This is a genomic window from Delftia tsuruhatensis (genome assembly GCF_903815225.1).
In the GTDB taxonomy this organism is placed as follows: domain Bacteria; phylum Pseudomonadota; class Gammaproteobacteria; order Burkholderiales; family Burkholderiaceae_C; genus Comamonas; species Comamonas tsuruhatensis_A.
This window is the reverse complement of record NZ_LR813084.1, coordinates 4,524,561-4,540,625: the sequence shown is the minus strand read 5'-3', so window position 1 is coordinate 4,540,625 and position 16,065 is coordinate 4,524,561. Positions and strand designations below refer to the sequence as shown.

At 68.7% G+C, this 16,065-nt stretch carries 11 protein-coding genes and 1 pseudogene; 5 read left to right on the top strand and 7 right to left on the bottom strand.

Features of this window, described 5'->3' with window-relative positions; all coding sequences use genetic code 11:
- Positions 1 to 20: 20 nt before the first annotated feature.
- The 3 genes and pseudogenes from L1Z78_RS20610 to L1Z78_RS20600 all read left to right on the top strand — a co-directional run bounded on the left by L1Z78_RS20610 (position 21) and on the right by L1Z78_RS20600 (position 8,141).
- Positions 21 to 3,153: pseudogene (locus L1Z78_RS20610) on the top strand (MdtB/MuxB family multidrug efflux RND transporter permease subunit).
- A gap of 342 nt (positions 3,154 to 3,495) precedes the next feature.
- Entirely contained in the window at positions 3,496 to 6,639 is a 3,144-nt protein-coding gene (locus tag L1Z78_RS20605; protein ID WP_234638207.1) for a multidrug efflux RND transporter permease subunit, read from the top strand.
- Between the two features lie 29 nt (positions 6,640 to 6,668).
- Positions 6,669 to 8,141: an efflux transporter outer membrane subunit gene (locus tag L1Z78_RS20600; RefSeq protein ID WP_234642229.1), complete on the top strand. Its 1,473-nt coding sequence runs from the start codon at positions 6,669 to 6,671 to the stop codon at positions 8,139 to 8,141.
- A gap of 3 nt (positions 8,142 to 8,144) precedes the next feature.
- On the opposite strand, the gene L1Z78_RS20595 is transcribed toward L1Z78_RS20600, so the two are convergent.
- Positions 8,145 to 8,510, bottom strand: coding sequence for a hypothetical protein (locus tag L1Z78_RS20595; protein WP_234638206.1), 366 nt, complete (start codon positions 8,508 to 8,510; stop codon positions 8,145 to 8,147).
- Positions 8,511 to 8,589: 79 nt separating this feature from the next.
- On the opposite strand from L1Z78_RS20595, the gene L1Z78_RS20590 reads away from it, so the two are divergent.
- Entirely contained in the window at positions 8,590 to 9,261 is a 672-nt protein-coding gene (locus tag L1Z78_RS20590; protein ID WP_239384399.1) for an ABC transporter ATP-binding protein, read from the top strand.
- 9 nt (positions 9,262 to 9,270) lie between these two features.
- Here the strand turns inward: L1Z78_RS20590 and L1Z78_RS20585 are convergent, their stop codons facing one another.
- The 5 genes from L1Z78_RS20585 to L1Z78_RS20565 form a co-directional block, all read right to left on the bottom strand.
- A complete protein-coding gene (locus tag L1Z78_RS20585; RefSeq protein ID WP_234638204.1) occupies positions 9,271 to 10,080 on the bottom strand; it encodes a LytR/AlgR family response regulator transcription factor in 810 nt (269 codons plus the stop codon).
- 1 nt (position 10,081) lies between these two features.
- Entirely contained in the window at positions 10,082 to 11,152 is a 1,071-nt protein-coding gene (locus L1Z78_RS20580) for a sensor histidine kinase (RefSeq protein ID WP_234638203.1), read from the bottom strand.
- Positions 11,153 to 11,179: 27 nt separating this feature from the next.
- On the bottom strand, positions 11,180 to 11,482 hold the full coding sequence (locus tag L1Z78_RS20575; protein WP_234638202.1) for a 2TM domain-containing protein: 303 nt from the start codon (positions 11,480 to 11,482) through the stop codon (positions 11,180 to 11,182).
- A 26-nt stretch (positions 11,483 to 11,508) separates the two neighbouring features.
- A complete protein-coding gene (locus L1Z78_RS20570; RefSeq protein WP_234638201.1) occupies positions 11,509 to 11,922 on the bottom strand; it encodes a DUF2306 domain-containing protein in 414 nt (137 codons plus the stop codon).
- Between the two features lie 376 nt (positions 11,923 to 12,298).
- The gene (locus L1Z78_RS20565; RefSeq protein ID WP_234638200.1) at positions 12,299 to 12,577 is read right to left on the bottom strand and encodes a PsiF family protein; all 279 of its coding nucleotides are present in this window, start codon (positions 12,575 to 12,577) and stop codon (positions 12,299 to 12,301) included.
- Between the two features lie 194 nt (positions 12,578 to 12,771).
- On the opposite strand from L1Z78_RS20565, the gene L1Z78_RS20560 reads away from it, so the two are divergent.
- Positions 12,772 to 13,599, top strand: coding sequence for an undecaprenyl-diphosphate phosphatase (locus L1Z78_RS20560; protein WP_234638199.1), 828 nt, complete (start codon positions 12,772 to 12,774; stop codon positions 13,597 to 13,599).
- 69 nt (positions 13,600 to 13,668) lie between these two features.
- Here the strand turns inward: L1Z78_RS20560 and L1Z78_RS20555 are convergent, their stop codons facing one another.
- Positions 13,669 to 15,840 (bottom strand): hypothetical protein, encoded by a 2,172-nt coding sequence (locus tag L1Z78_RS20555; protein WP_234638198.1) that lies wholly within the window; start codon positions 15,838 to 15,840, stop codon positions 13,669 to 13,671.
- Positions 15,841 to 16,065 lie beyond the last annotated feature (225 nt).

The following is a 16,065-nucleotide window of genomic DNA, read 5'->3' as shown; positions in this document are numbered from 1 at the left end:
AAGGCATTGCAGGCGGCTCCATGAATCTTTCCCGCATCTTCATCCTGCGCCCCGTCGCCACCTCGCTGCTGATGGTGGCGGTGCTGATCGCCGGCCTGCTGGCCTACCGGCTGCTGCCGATCTCGGCCCTGCCCGAGGTGGACTACCCGACCATCCAGGTCACCACCCTGTACCCGGGCGCCAGCCCCGACGTGATGACCTCCAACGTCACCGCGCCGCTGGAGCGCCAGCTCGGCCAGATGCCGGGCCTGGCACAGATGTCGTCCACCAGCTCGGGCGGCGCCTCGGTGATCACGCTGCGCTTTGCGCTGGACATGGCCATGGACGTGGCCGAGCAGCAGGTGCAGGCCGCCATCAACGCGGGTGCCAACCTGCTGCCCGGCGACCTGCCCATGCCCCCGCTGTACAGCAAGGTCAATCCGGCGGATGCCCCCATCCTCACGCTGGCCATCACCTCGCCTACGCTGCCGGTGATCCGCGTCAACGACCTGGTGGAAAACCGGCTGGCGCCCAAGCTCTCGCAGGTCAACGGTGTGGGCCTGGTGGCCATCGCGGGCGGGCGCCGGCCCGCCGTGCGCATCCAGGCCAATCCCACGGCGCTGGCCAGCCTGGGCATGACGCTGGACGATGTGCGCACCGCCATCGCGGCGGCCAACGTCAAGCAGGCCAAGGGCGGCTTCGATGGCCCGGCGCGCGCCTCCACCATCGACGCCAACGACCAGCTGCAGTCGGCCGCCGAGTACCGCAACCTCATCATCGCCTTCAAGAACGGCCTGCCCGTGCGCCTGTCCGACATCGCCCAGACCGTGGACGATGCCGAGAACACGCGCCTGGCCGCCTGGGCCGGCACGCCCGAGGGCGGCTCGCGCGCGGGCGTGATCCTCAACATCCGGCGCCAGCCCGGCGCCAATGTGATCGAGACGGTGGACCGCATCAAGGCCCTGCTGCCCCAGCTCAAGGAGACGCTGCCGGCCTCGCTGGACGTGCAGGTGCTGACCGACCGCACGGTGACCATCCGTGCCTCGGTCGAGGACATGCAGCTGGAGCTGATGCTGGCCATCGCCCTGGTGGTGGCCGTGATCTTCGTGTTCCTGCGCAGTGCCTCGGCCACGCTGATTCCCAGCTTCGCCGTGCCGCTGTCGCTGATCGGCACCTTCGGCGTGATGTACCTGGCGGGCTTTTCGATCAACAACCTCACGCTGATGGCGCTGACGATTTCCACAGGCTTCGTGGTGGACGATGCCATCGTGATGATCGAGAACATCGCGCGCCACGTGGAAAAGGGCGAGCCGCCCATGCAGGCGGCGCTCAAGGGCGCCAGGCAGATCGGCTTCACCATCATCTCGCTGACGATCTCGCTGATCGCCGTGCTGATCCCGCTGCTGTTCATGGGCGACGTGGTGGGGCGGCTGTTCCATGAGTTCGCCATCACCATGGCCGTGGCCATCCTGATCTCGGCCGTGGTCTCGCTGACGCTCACGCCCATGCTGTGCGCGCGCCTGCTGCGCCACCAGCCCGAAGGGGCGGGCGAGGAGCGGCACGGCCGCCTGTACCACGCCACGGGCCGTTTCTTCGACCGCACCATCGCCGGCTATGGCCGCGTCCTCACCTGGGTGCTGGACCGCCGGGGCCTGACCTGGATCGTCTTCCTGGCCACGCTGGCCGTGACCGTGCTGCTGTACTTCGCCGTACCCAAGGGCTTCTTCCCCGACCAGGACACGGGCACCATCCAGGCCACGACCGAGGCCGACCAGTCCATCTCGTTCGCCGCCATGGCCGAGCGCCAGCAGGCCCTGGCCGAGCTGCTGCTCAAGGACCCGGCCGTGCAGAGCATCTCGTCCTTCATCGGCGTGGACGGCAGCAACACCACGCTGAACACGGGCCGGCTGCTGATCGACCTCAAGCCCCATGGCCAGCGCGACGGCGCGCCCGCCGTGCTGCGCCGCCTGTCCGACGATGCCAACCAGATTCCCGGCATCCGCCTGTTTGCCCAGCCCGTGCAGGACCTGACCATCGAGGACCGCGTGGCGCGCACCCAGTACCAGTTGCTGATGTCCTCGCCCGACATGACCCAGCTGGCCAAAAGCACCGAGGCCCTGGTCGAGCGCATGCACGAGCTGCCCGAGCTGATCGACGTGGGTAGCGATCTGCAGAACCAGGGCCTGCAGGCTTTCGTGCAGATCGACCGTGCGCAGGCCAGCCGGCTGGGCGTGACGGTCGCCGCCATCGACACGGCGCTGTACAACGCCTTCGGCCAGCGCCTGATCTCGACCATCTTCACCCAGTCCAACCAGTACCGCGTGGTGCTGGAGGTGGCGCCGCAGTACAAGGTCGGTCCCGAGGCGCTGCAGTCCATCTACGTGGCCTCCAGCGCGGGCGCGCCCGTGCCGCTGTCCTCGGTGGCCACGGTCAGCGAGCGGCCCATGGCCCTGGCCGTGAACCACGTGGGCCAGTTGCCGGCCGCCACCATCTCGTTCAACACCGCGCCCGGCGTCTCGCTGGGCCATGCGGTCAAGGCCGTGCAGGACCTGATGACCCAGCTGCGCAGCGAAGGGCAGATGCCGCTGTCGGTGGACGCCGCCTTCCAGGGCGCGGCCCTGGCCTTCCAGGCCTCGCTGTCGAACACGCTGCTGCTGGTGCTGGCGGCCGTGGTCACCATGTACATCGTGCTGGGCGTGCTCTACGAGAGCACCATCCATCCGGTGACCATCCTGTCCACGCTGCCCTCGGCGGGCGTGGGCGCGCTGCTGGCCCTGCTGCTGGCAGGGCTGGACCTGGACATCATCGCCATCATCGGCATCGTGCTGCTGATCGGCATCGTCAAGAAGAACGCGATCATGATGATCGACTTCGCGCTGGAGGCGCAGCGCGAGCAGGGGCACACGCCGCGCGAGGCCATCTACCAGGCTTGCCTGCTGCGGTTCCGGCCTATCCTGATGACGACTCTGGCTGCCTTGCTGGGGCCTTGCCGTTGATGCTGGGGGCGGGGGGTGGGCAGTGAGTTGCGGCATCCGTTGGGGTGACGCTGGTGGGGGGCTTGCTGGTGAGAGCCAGTTGCTGACGCTGTTCACCACGCCTGTGATTTATTTGACGTTTGAGGGGTGGGCGCAGAGGTGGCGGGATCGTCGTTCTTCGGGGCAGGTCCATGCTTGATATGGCTCTGCGTCCTTGGCTGGCGCCGCTGGCCGGGTCTCGGCCCGGCGGCCGACCTACTTTCTTGTCTTGCTACAAGAAAGTAGGCAAAGAAAAGCACCCGAATGCCCGCGACCCTTCGCTTCGCTACGGGCAACCTGCGTCGTGGCGCTTGCGGGGTTCGCCGCAGAACTCACTGCGCGCTGCGCGCTCCGTTCAGACAACTGCGTCGAGTCAGATCACGAAGCAGTCCTGTCCTTCGGCAGGACTGCAACCCCGCAAGCGCCACGACGCAGGCGCGGTCATACGGGGAGTGGGGGCGGGCCTTCGCTTTGCTCGGCCTGATGTTTTTGGGGCGGTGCCATGAGCCAGCTTTCCAACCTTTCCGCTCCGTTCATCTACCGGCCCATTGCCACCCTGCTGATGACCATCGGCCTGGCGCTGGCGGGGGCGGTGTCGTATTTCCTGCTGCCGGTGGCGCCGCTGCCGCAGGTGGACTATCCGACGATCTCGGTGTCTGCCAGCCTGCCGGGGGCGAGTCCGGACACCATGGCGGCGACGGTGGCGACGCCGCTGGAGCGGGCGCTGGGGGCGATTGCGGGGGTCAACGAAATCACCTCCAGCTCCAGCCTGGGCAGCACGCGCATCACGCTGCAGTTCGATCTGTCGCGCACGGTGGACAGCGCGGCGCGCGATGTGCAGGCGGCCATCAATGCGGCGCGCACGCTGCTGCCGTCGGGCATGCCGGGCAATCCGACCTACCGCAAGGTCAATCCGGCCGATGCGCCGATCATGATCCTGGCGCTCACGTCGAGCGCGCTGACGCGCGGGCAGATGTATGACGCGGCGTCCACCGTGCTGGCGCAAAAGCTTTCGCAGGTGGAGGGCGTGGGCCAGGCCTCGATCAGTGGAGGGGCGCTGCCGGCCGTGCGCGTGGAGCTGGACCCGGTGAAGCTGGCGGCCAATGGCGTGTCGCTGGACCAGGTGCGCACCGCGATTTCGGCCACGAATGCCAACCGGCCGCTGGGCGCGGTGGAGCGCGAGGACCATTACTGGCAGGTCACGGCCAACGACCAGGCGCGCGTGGCGGCCGACTATGCGCCGCTGGTGCTGCGCTGGAGCAATGGCAATGCGATCCGGCTGCAGGACGTGGCCGATGTCACGGACTCGGTGCAGGACGTGCGCAACTACGGCGTGGCCAATGGCAAGCCGGCCATCCTGCTGCAGATCTTCAAGCAGCCCGATGCCAACATCCTGGAGGCCGTGGCGCGCGTGCGCGCGCTGCTGCCGCAACTGAAGGCCTCCATCCCCGAGGCCATCGACCTGACCATCGTGTCCGACCGCACGCCCACGCTGCGCGCCTCGGTGGTGGAGGTGGAGCGTGCCCTGGTGATCGCCATCGCACTGGTGATCCTGGTGGTCTTTCTCTTCCTGCGCAACGGCCGCGCCACGCTGATCCCGGCCGTGGCCGTGCCGGTGTCGCTGGCCGGCACCTTCGGCGTGATGTACCTGGCCGGCTACACGCTGGACAACCTGTCGCTGATGGCCCTGACCGTGGCCACGGGCTTCGTGGTGGACGATGCCATCGTGGTGCTGGAGAACGTGATGCGCCACATGGAGCGCGGCAAGACGGCGCTGCGCGCGGCGCTGGACGGGGCGCGCGAGATCGGCTTCACCGTGGTGTCCATGAGCCTGTCGCTGATCGCGGTCTTCGTGCCCATCCTGTTCATGGGCGGCATCGTGGGCCGCTTCTTCCGGGAGTTCGCGGTGGTCATGGCCTCGGCCATCCTGATCTCCATGGTGGTGTCGCTGACCACCACGCCCATGATGTGCGCCGCCCTGTTGCGGCAGCCGCGCAAGCAGGCCGCGAAGGGGGCGCGTGGCCGCATGGGCCGTGCCTGGGGCCGCTTCTCCGCCTGGATGGGGCGCCTGGAGCGGGGTGCCATGGCCGGCTACCGTGCCAGCCTGGCCTGGTGCCTGCGCCATCCGCCGCTGGTGCTGCTGGTGCTGGCCGGCGTGGTGGCGCTGAACGTGCACCTGTACATGGCCATCGACAAGGGCTTCATGCCCAGCCAGGACACGGGCCGTGTGATGGGCTTCATCCGCGCCGACCAGTCCACCTCCTATCAGGCCATGGAGCAGCGGCTCAAGCGTTTCCTGGCCATCGTGCAGGAAGATCCGGCCGTGGAGTACGTGACGGGCTTCACGGGCGGTGGCCAGCGCAACGCGGCCAACATGTTCATGTCGCTCAAGCCGCTGGCCGAGCGCAAGGTGTCTTCGGACGAGGTGATCAACCGGCTGCGCGACAAGCTCAAGAACGAGCCCGGCGCGCGGCTGTTCATGGTCACGCAAAGCGACATCCGCATCGGCGGGCGGCAAAGCTCCGGCTCCTACGACTACACGCTGCAGGCCGACGACATCCAGGACCTGCGCACCTGGGAGCCGCGCATACGCCAGGTGCTGTCGCAACTGCCCCAGATCACCGACGTCAACAGCGATGTCTCTGACTACGGGCTGCAGACCTCGCTGGTCATCGACCGCGATGCGGCCACGCGCCTGGGGCTGACGGTGGCGCAGATCGACGGCACGCTGAACAACGCCTTCGGCCAGCGCCAGGTGGGCGTGATCTACAACCCGCTGAACCAGTACCGCGTGGTCATGGAGGCCGCGCCGCGCTACCTGCAAAGCCCGGAGACGCTGCGTGGCTTCTTCTTCGTCAACAGCCGGGGCGAGCAGGTGCCGCTGTCGGCCTTTGCACGCATCACCACCACCAACACGCCGCTGGCCGTCAACCACGACCGGGGCACGCCGGCCAGCACCATCAGCTTCAGCCTGGCCGAGGGCGTGGCCCTGTCGGATGCCAGCGAAGCCATCCGCAACGCCGTGGCCGAACTGGGCGTGCCCGTGTCGGTGCGCGGCAGCTTCAGCGGCACCGCCGGCGCCTTCCAGCAGGCGCTGTCGGGCCAGCCGCTGCTGATCCTGGCGGCCATCATCACCATCTACCTGGTGCTGGGCGTGCTCTATGAAAGCCTGGTGCACCCGCTGACCATCCTGTCCACGCTGCCCTCGGCGGGCGTGGGCGCGCTGCTGGCGCTGATGCTGTTCAAGACGGAGTTCTCGCTGATCGCGCTGATCGGGGTGATCCTGCTCATCGGCATCGTCAAGAAGAACGCCATCATGATGATCGACTTCGCGCTGGAGCGGCAGCGCGCCGGCCACGCCACGGCCGCCCAGGCCATCTACCGTGCCTGCGAGCTGCGGCTGCGCCCCATCCTGATGACCAGCCTGGCGGCCATCTGCGGCGCGTTGCCGCTGGCCCTGGGCCGGGGCGACGGCGCCGAGCTGCGCCAGCCGCTGGGCATTGCCATCGTGGGCGGCCTGATGCTCAGCCAGCTGCTCACGCTCTACACCACGCCCGTGGTCTATGTACTGCTGGACCGGCTGCGCCAGCGCGCCATGCGCCTGCGCAGGCGGCGTCCGCCAGCGCTGGTGGAGGCCCACCCATGAACCGGATCCGACAACCGATGCACAAGCAGATGCAGCGATCGACACTTCACTCCACCGGCCTGTGGCTGGCCGCCGCGCTGCTGGCCGGCTGCTCCACGCAGACCGCCTACCAGCGTCCGCTGCTGGATGTGCCGGCCCAGTTCAAGGAAGCCACGCCCGAGGCGGCCGCCTCCGGCATCTGGCGCCCCGTCGACCCCTCCCGCGCGGCTGTGCCTGATCGCTGGTGGGAGCTGTTCGGCGACGAAGAACTCAACCGCCTGCAGCAGCAGGCCGCTGCCGGCAACCAGAGCATCGCCCAGGCGGCGGCGCGGCTGCGCGCGGCCCAGGCGGCCGTGGCCAGCAGCCAGGCCGGGCTGTTTCCCACGCTGGGCAGCACGGCCGGGGCCACGCGTTCGCGCAGTGGCGGCGCGACGGGAACCGGTGGCAGCTCGGGCAACACCGCGACCAATTACTCGCTGGGCCTGAACGCCAGCTGGGAGCTGGACCTGTGGGGCCGCGTGGCGGGCACGGTCAGCGCCAGCCAGGCCAGTGCCCAGGCCAGCGCCGACGACCTGGCCGCCGCACGCCTGTCGGCCCAGGCCTCGGTCACGCAGACCTATTTCTCGCTGCGCGCGGCCGAGGCCAATGTGCGGCTGCTGCAGGAGACGCTGCAAAGCTACGAGCAAAGCCTGAAGCTCACGGGCAACCGCTACCGTGCGGGCGTGGCCTCGTCGGCCGATGTGGCCCAGGCCGAGGCGCAGTACAAGAGCACCCAGGCCCAGCTCATCGAATCGCAGACCAGCCGTGCCCAGCTCGAACATGCGTTGGCCGCGCTGCTGGGCCTGGCGCCGGGGGCCTTCAGCCTGGGGGCCGGCGCCGACCTGCCGGCCCCGCCCGAGGTGCCGGCCATGCTGTCGTCCCGGTTGCTGGAACAGCGCCCCGACATCGCTGCGGCCGAGCGCCGCGTGGCCGCCGCCAATGCCCAGGTGGGCGTGGCACGCGCGGCCTTCTTTCCGGCGCTCACGCTGTCGGCCACGGCCGGCTACCGCGGTGCCTCGCTGTCCAACCTGGTGAGCGCGCCCAACCTGTTCTGGTCGCTGGGGCCGTCGCTGGCGCTGGCCCTGTTCGACGGCGGCGCGCGCACGGCGGCCGTGGAGTCGGCGCGCGCCTCGCTGGACCTGGCGGCCGCCACCTACCGCCAGACCGTGTTGACGGCGCTGCAGGAGGTGGAGGACAACCTGGTCGCCGCTGCCGCGCTGGCGCGCGAGCAGCAGGTGCAGGTCGAGGCCGTGGCCGCCGCGCAGAAGGCGCTGGACGTGGTCAACAACCAGTACCGCGCGGGCACGGTGGCCTACCTCAACGTGCTCAGCGCCCAGACCACGGTGCTGTCGGCCCGGCGCAGCCTGATCGACGTGCGCAACCGGCGCCTGGCGGCCGTCAACACCTTGCTCAAGAACGTGGCCGGGCGCTGGGAGCCGCTGGGGCCTGCCTCCGTGCAGGGGCTGCAGGCCGGGGCCCGCTGACCCTCAGTCCTGCAGGCCGAAGGCTTCGCGCAGCGCCTCGCCGAAGGCGGCACTGCCGACGAGCGACAGGCTCACCGTGGTGCGGCCGTCACCGGCCGCCGCGAAGTGCAGGCGGGCCGCCGCCGCGTCGAAGCGCCAGGGCAGGGGCTGGCCGCCATCGTCCTGGGCCTGCAGTTCATAGTCCCAGTCGCCGCCTTCTTCGATGGGACCGCGCCGGCCCTTGAAGCGGCGGTGCGCCCAGCCCAGCAATTGCTCGACCTCGGCCGCCAGGGCCGGCACGCGCGTGGCGGGCACGCTGGCCATGGCATCCCGGCAGCCCGTGCCTTCGTCGTCTTCGCTGTAGTCGAAATCCAGGTAGTCCAGGGTCATGGTGGCGGTCCGCTCGCGTGAAGGAAAGGCCGGCATTGTGCCGCGTGCACAATCGCCCGCATCACAGAACCGGAAAGACATGGAAATGGACGCAGCACAGCAATCGATGGCGCCGATGGTGACGGCGCAGGCCCTGCGCTTCGGCCCGCCGGGCCGCCTTCTGTGGGATGGGGCCTCGCATGCCTGGCCCGCGGGCCTGTGCCTGGTGTGCGGTGGCGAAGGCAGTGGCAAGACCAGTCTCTTGAAGGCGCTGGCGGGCGAGCTGACCCTGCAGGGCGGCCGCCTGGGTTTCCCGCAGGCCCCACGGCGCCCCGCGCTGTTCTGGCGCGATCCACGCGCCGAACTGCCTGCCGAAGAGCGCGAGCGCACGGCGCGGGACTGGTCGCAGGAGCAGCGCCAGCGCCACCCAGCCTGGGACGATGCCGCATGGCAGGCCCATGTGCAGGGCCTGGGGCTTGAGCCCCATCTGCACAAGCCGCTGCTGGCCCTGTCCACGGGCAGCCTGCGCAAGCTGTGGATGGCGGCGGGCTGGGCCAGCGGGGCGACGCTGCTGCTGATCGACGAGCCGCTGGCCGCCCTGGACCGGGGCTCCATCGACCATGTGCAGCGCACGCTGGCCGGCATGAACCGGGCCGGCCAGGGCCGTCATGACAGGCCCTTGCGCTGCGTGATCGTCGCCCACTGGGATCGGATGGAGGGTGTGGACTGGGACGATGTGCTGGAGCTGCCCGAGCAGGGACCGCTGCGCTGAACACCGGTCCTACATGGCCTTGAACCGCTGCGTGTAGAGCCGGCTCACGGCCAGTCTTTCCGGGCGTTCGCGCAGCAGCAGCCACAGCCTGCCGGCCTCGTCGCGCTGGGCACTGGCGATGGCCTGGGCACGCACCACGGTGCCCCGGTGCACCTGCCAGAAGGAATCGGGGTCCAGCCGGGGCAGCAGATCCTTGAGTGGCGTGCGCACCAGGTATTCGTGGCCTGCCGTGAGCACGCGCACGTATTTGTCGGCGGCCTCCAGGTAGACGATGTCCCGCACCGGCACCATGTGGATCTGGCTACCCACTCCCGCCTGGATCAGGTGCAGGCGTTCCTGCGCCTGCCCTGGGCCGCCCTGGCCCTGCATGAGCTGGCGCAGCTGGTGCAGGGCCTGCTCCAGCGCGGCATCGCCGCCCTGCTCCTGGCGCCGGGCCAGCAGCTCGCGCAGGCGCTGGACGCTGCGCGCCAGCCGCTCGGGCTGCACGGGCTTGAGCAGGTAGTCCACGGCCTGGGCCTCGAAGGCGTCCATGGCGTACTGGTCGTAGGCGGTCACGAAGACGAGGACGGGAAACGGCTGCGGCCCGGCCCAGGCATCGGCCAGTTCGGCCGCGGCCTCCAGCCCGCTCTGGCCCGGCATGCGGATGTCGAAGAACAGCACATCGGGCCGCAGGGCCAGGGCCTCGCGCGCGGCGCTCAGGCCATCGGCCACGGTGGCGGCAATCTGCAGCTCGGGCCAGGCGCGGGCCAGGGCCTGGCGCAGGTCCTCGGCCAGCAGGGGTTCGTCTTCGGCGATCAGGGCGCGGGGAGGTGCGGTCATGTCAGCCCGTGTGGGTCAGGGTGATTCTTGCCAGGGTGCCACCCTCGGGCAGGGGGGTCAGGTCGAAGCGGGCGCCATCGCCATATCGGCTGGCCAGGCGCTCGCGCAGCTGCGCCGTGCCGAAGCGGCTCCCGGGCACGGCGGACTCCTTTGTGTCGAGGCCCATGCCGTCGTCAGCCACGGTCAGCTCCAGCCCGGTGTCGTCGATACGGCGCGCGCGCACCGTGACGTGCCCGCCTTCCAGCTTGGGTTCCAGGCCATGGCGTATGCAGTTTTCCACCAGGGGCTGCAGCAGCAGCGGTGGCACCGGCACCTGGGCCAGGTCTGCGGGCAGCTCCAGCGTGTAGTGCAGGCGCGACCCCATGCGGATGGACATCAGCGCCAGGTAGTCGCGCAGGCGTGCGAACTCCTCTTCCAGTGCGTGCTCGGTGCTGCGCGAGCCGCCGAGGGTGGCGCGCAGGTAGGCGATCAGGTGGTCCAGCATGGCCTGGGCGCGCTGCGGGTCGCTGCCCACCAGCACGCGCAGGTTGGCAAGGGTGTTGAACAGCATGTGCGGCTCCAGCTGGGCCTGCAGCAGGGTGAGGCGGGCTTCCGCGGCCTGGCGCAGCGCCTGCTCGGCCTGCATCTTCAGATAGCGCGACTGGCCCATCAGGAAAAATGCCAGGGACATCACGCTGCTGGCGATGGTGGTCACGGCCAGCGGCATCCACAGCTTGTGCACCAGGGAGGCGGTGGCGTCGGGGTCTGCCCATTGCTGGTAGACATTGCCTGCCAGCGAACCCAGCACAAAGCCCGCCATGATGCCGGCCACCACCAGGACCGCGCCGCGCCAGCCGCCGGGCCAGGGCACGGCCTGGCCGCGCGTCAGGCGCCAGCGTCCCAGGTCGATGGTCAGCCAGCTGATGAGGCCGATGGACAGCGAGTAGACAAGATTCACATCCCAGCGTCCATGGCCGGCCAGCGTGAGCACGGCGGTGATCAACAGGCAGGCGGCGATCGTCAAGGCACCGTGTTGCGCCAGTGTGGAGCCGGGCGCGGCCTGTGGAGCAGTGGCGGGGGATGCTTGCGGCATGGCGTTCATGGTAATCGCGCCGCGCATTCAGCGGTCCCGGCGCGATTGCAGCGCCCGCCGCTCGCGCTCCACCAGCCGTCTGCGCCAGGCGTTGCCGGGCAGGGCCAGCCAGACCACGGCGCCGTGGATGGCCAGGCCCAGGCCCCAGCTTAGGGCGGGAAAGATGGCCCAGTGCCGGCCCTGGTAGAGCGACAGCGCCGCCAGGCCCAGGTTGACCAGCGCATAGATGCTGGCATGGATGTACCAGCCCAGCTTGGCGCCTGCGCGGCGGCGTGCCAGACGTTCCAGGGTGTCGTGGTCGTTGCAGTCCAGGGGGGCGAGTGTGCGCATGGGAGGTTCTCCGTTGGAGGGACAGGTCATCCGATCAGGCCCAGCTGCTGCCACAGCAGATTGCCCAGGTAGCGGCCGGGCAGCAGGGTGAACAGGCCGGCCACGATGCAGGCGCCTGTGTAGACGCTGCGCATGATCCGGCGATGGCCCGCGATGTTGCCGTGGTACAGGTGCCAGAACGAGCGGCCCAGGCCTGCGAAGGTCAGCGGGATCAGCAGGTGGATGGGCGTGTAGCCGGCCCAGTTCGGCAGGCGGTAGTCGCGGATGAAACAGGCCGAGATCGCTGCGCAGAGCATCAGCGTGACGAAGGCGTAGCCGGCCGCGCGGTGCAGGCGGGGATGTACGGCGGACCGGTGGCGCGCCAGCAGGGCGATGGCACCCGTGGCCGTGGCGGTGATGGCGGCACTCATGTGGATGGCGATCAGCGGTGTCATTTGCATGGCGGGGTCCTGGTGGGCGGCCCGGTCCTGCGGGCCTGTATGAGACAGGACTTTCACCGCCCGCTGCCGCCCGGGCCAGCGCCCTGCGACGGAGGGGCGTCCGCAGGGGGCCAGTTGCAGGCTGGCGCCGTGAAATGCAGGCCCGTCGCTTCGTTGGGGCCTGGCAGGGCGGTCCGGCCAACGCGCGGCGGTTTCCCCAAAAAACAGCGAAGCCACCGAAAACGGTGGCTTCAGTGAAAGCTTGCTGTGGAAACAGGGCGCAGCTTCCAAACCTGGCGTGCCCCAAGGCGAGGGACGCCGAACAAGGGCCCACCGGCACCCGGGGGCCGTCCCCTTCCTCGAAGCGGGAAGGGGAAGCGGCGCGCCGCTCAGGGGGTCAATCCTTTTTCAGGCACTCGCTCATGAACGCCTTGCGCTCATCGCCCTTCTTGCCGGCGGCGTCGGCATTGCAGGTCTTCATGCGTTCCTGCTGGCGCTTCTTGCCGTCGGACAGGCAGGACTTCATGAATTCCTTGCGCTCATCGCCCTTCTTGCCGGCGGCTTCGGTGTTGCAGGTGCCCATGAGCTTCTGCTGGGCCGTGGGGGCCTTGTCACCGGCAGCCATGCCCATGCTGCAAGCCAGGGAGACAACTGCCAGAACAACGATTTTTTTCATGATGGAATGGTTTTGAAGGCGCGCTGACAGCCAGCGCACCCACATTGCAGCACAGCCCGAGGCCGTCGTACAAGCTCAGGCGCAAGCCGTCGTAAAAGTTTGCGATTGGACGCAGCCAGCGCTTGCGACTGACATCCACGGGCCATGGCCTGCGCTGATAATGGCGGACTTTGCATTGCGACAGGACGCTTGCCGTGGACATTCTTTTGCTGGTCAAGGCCGCCATCATGGGCATCGTCGAGGGCCTGACCGAGTTCCTTCCCATCTCCTCCACCGGGCATCTGATCCTCGCGGGCTCGCTGCTGGGTTTCGACGACGCCAAGGCCAAGGTCTTCGACATCGCCATCCAGACCGGCGCCATCTTCGCCGTGGTCCTGGTCTATTGGCAGAAGATCCGCGCCACCGTGGTGGAGCTGCCCTCCAGCCGCCAGGCACAGAAGTTCGCGCTCAACGTCATCATCGGCTTCCTGCCCGCCGTGGTGCTGGCGCTGATCTTCGGCAAGTTCATCAAGGCCCATCTGTTCACGCCCACCGTGGTGGCGACCACCTTCATCCTGGGCGGCTTCGTCATCCTGTGGGCCGAGCGCCGTCCGGCATCGGCCACGCGCGTGATGACGGTGGACGAGATGACGCCTGTGGATGCCCTGAAGGTCGGCGTGGTGCAGTGCCTGGCCATGATTCCCGGCACCAGCCGCAGTGGTGCCACCATCATCGGCGGCATGCTGATGGGACTGTCCCGCAAGGCGGCGACCGACTTCTCGTTCTTCCTGGCCATTCCCACGCTGATCGGCGCCGGTGTCTACAGCCTCTACAAGGAACGCGCCCTGCTGTCGGCGGCCGACATTCCCATGTTCGCCGTCGGCCTGGTGTTCTCCTTCATCAGTGCCTGGCTGTGCGTGCGCTGGCTGCTGCGCTACATCTCCACCAACAGCTTCGTGCCCTTCGCCTGGTACCGCATCGCCTTCGGCATCATCGTGCTGCTCACGGCCTTCACGGGGGTGGTGAGCTGGAGCGAGGCCTGAGCCGGCCCCTTCGGCCCGCTTGACCGCAGACAGCCCCCTGGCCAGACCCGGCCAGGGGGCTGTCTGCCTTCAGGGCCTGCCGCGCCTGCCGCGGCTGTCCAGCGCCAGGCCCGCCGCCAGCAGCAGGGCCAGGGTTGTCAGCGCCAGGGCCGTGGTACCCGTGGCGGGGACGGCCGTCACGTTGGGCGCCGCCGCCACGTTCAGGAGGTGGGTCCGGGTGTTGTTGGACAGGTCCGGATCGGCGGTGGTGCTGCCGGCCGTGATGGTGGCCGTCAGCGCGGTCGACGTGGTGGGGGTGAAGGACAGGGTGCACGAGATCTCGCCGCCGTTTGCCAGCGGCGCAGCCGTGGGCACGGTGGGCGTGCAGGCTGGATGGACGCCAGCGGGCAGGCCGGTGATCGTGCACGTGGCCGCGACGGCGGGGTCAGTCCCGCCATTCTTGCAGGCGAAGGAGCCCGTGACCTGCGTGCCCACCGTGATGCTGCTGGGCAGCGTGACGCTGGTGACCTGCATGTCGGCCTTTTTTTCCTGGGCCTGGGTCGTGCGTGTCAAGACGTTGTTGGACGGAACCGGATCCGCGGTGCTGCTGCCTGCCGTGACGGTGATGGTCAGCGAACTGGCGTTGACGGGCGTGAAGATGGCGGTGCACGAGATCGTGTTGCCCAGGCTCACGGGGCCCAGGGGGCTGGCCGTGGGTGTGCCCGGGGTGCAGGATGAAGAAAAGCCCGGTGGCAGACCCGAAATGGTGCAGGTGGCCATGGCTGCGGCCTGGGGGCCTGCATTGCGGCACGAGTAGGGGATGGTCGCGGGCACGCCAACGGTCAGATTGGCAGGTACCGTGGCGTCCACGGCCTGCATGTCGGCCGATGGCGCCGCAGGCTGGATCGGGTAGGCCCTGGTGTTGTTCGATGGGTCAGGGTCCGGTGTGGCGGAGCCCGCGGTCAACGTGGCGGTCAGTGCGGCCGTGGTCGTGGGCGTGAAGGTGATGGTGCACTGCACCGAATCTCCTGCAGCCAGGGTGGGTATCGGCAAGGCCTGCGTGCAGGACGGTGCCGAGACGCTTCCCGCCGGCAGGCCCGTGACGGAGCAGCTGGCATTGTCCGCACTGCTGGGGCCGTTGTTGCGACAGGTGTAGCTGCCCGTGATGGGCGTGCCCACCACCGGCGTGCCAGGGGGAAACTGCAGATCCACTGCCAGCATGTCGGCCACCGGTGTGACGGTCAGCACGGCGGGGTCCACCGGCAGGTTCAGGCCCGTCGCCGCGACGTTGGTGGCATCGTTGGTGAAGCTGCCAGCGGCGGCGGCCTTCACATCGACGGAAACTTCGCAGAACGTGGCCCCGGCCACCAGGTTGCCCGAGCTCACCTGGATGCTGTTGCTGCCCGCTGGCGCGGTGACCACGGTGCCGGCGCCGCAGGTGGTTCCGGCATTGCCCGCCACGGTCAGTCCGGCCGGCAGGCTGTCCGTGAAGGACCAGCCATTCTTGGCGAGTCTGTCCGTTGTGTTGGTGATTGTCAGCGTCAGCCGGGAGGTCTGCAACTGCGTGATGCCGGCAGGGGCGAAGGCCTTGTCCAGCTGCGGCGTGACATCCAGGATGCGGGCGTTGTCGATGGCGGCGTCATTGCCGTTCTGGCTGGTCTGGTCGTTGTGCAGGATGAAGCCGACCGATGTGCCGCTGAACAGCAGTGCGCCGGGAGAGGTCACGGTGCGCGCGATGGCGGCCTGGGAGGGCGCATCGCCGACTGGGATCGATGCGAAGCTCTGGCCGCCCACGCATGCGTCAATGGCCGACGCGGACAAGGGGAGGGACACGCCGCCATCATTGACCAGAGAAAACCGCAGCAGCGGATGCTGATAGCCAGCACCGCAGAAGGTTGCGACCACATCCACGCTGGCCGTGAAAAAGCGGCTGTTGACGTTCTGCGGGATATTGGTTTTCGTGCGGAAGGCGGTCGAGTTCGCCGGATAGCTGCCTCCGACGGTGAGCATGGCCAAGGCATGGTTTTTCCGCGAGGTGGCCGCATTCTGGAGCCGCCCCAGCACCTCGGACATTTGCTGGAGACCATTCCAGTGGATCTTGAGCTGGCACGCTGTGGCCATGGTCGAGGCATTGGGGTTCAAGTCGAAGGCCGCAATGATTCCATTGCAATGGTTCGAGTTGATCAGATACATCGAATCTGCCGTGTACTGCTGGCCCGCCGGATTGGTGCCCACGTAGGACTCCAGGTCGACGCCAGCCATCGCATTCGTCGGACTGGGAAGGTTCTCGAAGTTTTCGCTCCATACGACGGAGGGTGCCTGGGGAACGCCCGGTGCGGCCATCACCTGCCCGGCCAGGATGTAAAGCGCCAGTCCTGCGCCGCAAAGCGCCCTCCTCGTGCGTGCGCGTGAAGGCCGGTGGGCCGATGGATTCGGTTGCATGCTGGGTTCCCTCTCTGGTGGATTGGGCAACGGCGGGGCCATGCG

Bases quoted from the DNA above. Each gene is read 5' to 3' on its own strand.
- L1Z78_RS20605 (WP_234638207.1), top strand. From the start codon at position 3,496: ATGAGCCAGCTTTCCAACCTTTCCGCTCCGTTCATCTACCGGCCCATT.
- L1Z78_RS20590 (WP_239384399.1), top strand. From the start codon at position 8,590: ATGGAAATGGACGCAGCACAGCAATCGATGGCGCCGATGGTGACGGCG.
- L1Z78_RS20600 (WP_234642229.1), top strand. From the start codon at position 6,669: ATGCAGCGATCGACACTTCACTCCACCGGCCTGTGGCTGGCCGCCGCG.
- L1Z78_RS20555 (WP_234638198.1), bottom strand. From the start codon at position 15,840: ATGGCTGGCGTCGACCTGGAGTCCTACGTGGGCACCAATCCGGCGGGC.
- L1Z78_RS20595 (WP_234638206.1), bottom strand. From the start codon at position 8,510: ATGACCCTGGACTACCTGGATTTCGACTACAGCGAAGACGACGAAGGC.
- L1Z78_RS20565 (WP_234638200.1), bottom strand. From the start codon at position 12,577: ATGAAAAAAATCGTTGTTCTGGCAGTTGTCTCCCTGGCTTGCAGCATG.
- L1Z78_RS20585 (WP_234638204.1), bottom strand. From the start codon at position 10,080: ATGACCGCACCTCCCCGCGCCCTGATCGCCGAAGACGAACCCCTGCTG.
- L1Z78_RS20575 (WP_234638202.1), bottom strand. From the start codon at position 11,482: ATGCGCACACTCGCCCCCCTGGACTGCAACGACCACGACACCCTGGAA.
- L1Z78_RS20570 (WP_234638201.1), bottom strand. From the start codon at position 11,922: ATGCAAATGACACCGCTGATCGCCATCCACATGAGTGCCGCCATCACC.
- L1Z78_RS20580 (WP_234638203.1), bottom strand. From the start codon at position 11,152: ATGCCGCAAGCATCCCCCGCCACTGCTCCACAGGCCGCGCCCGGCTCC.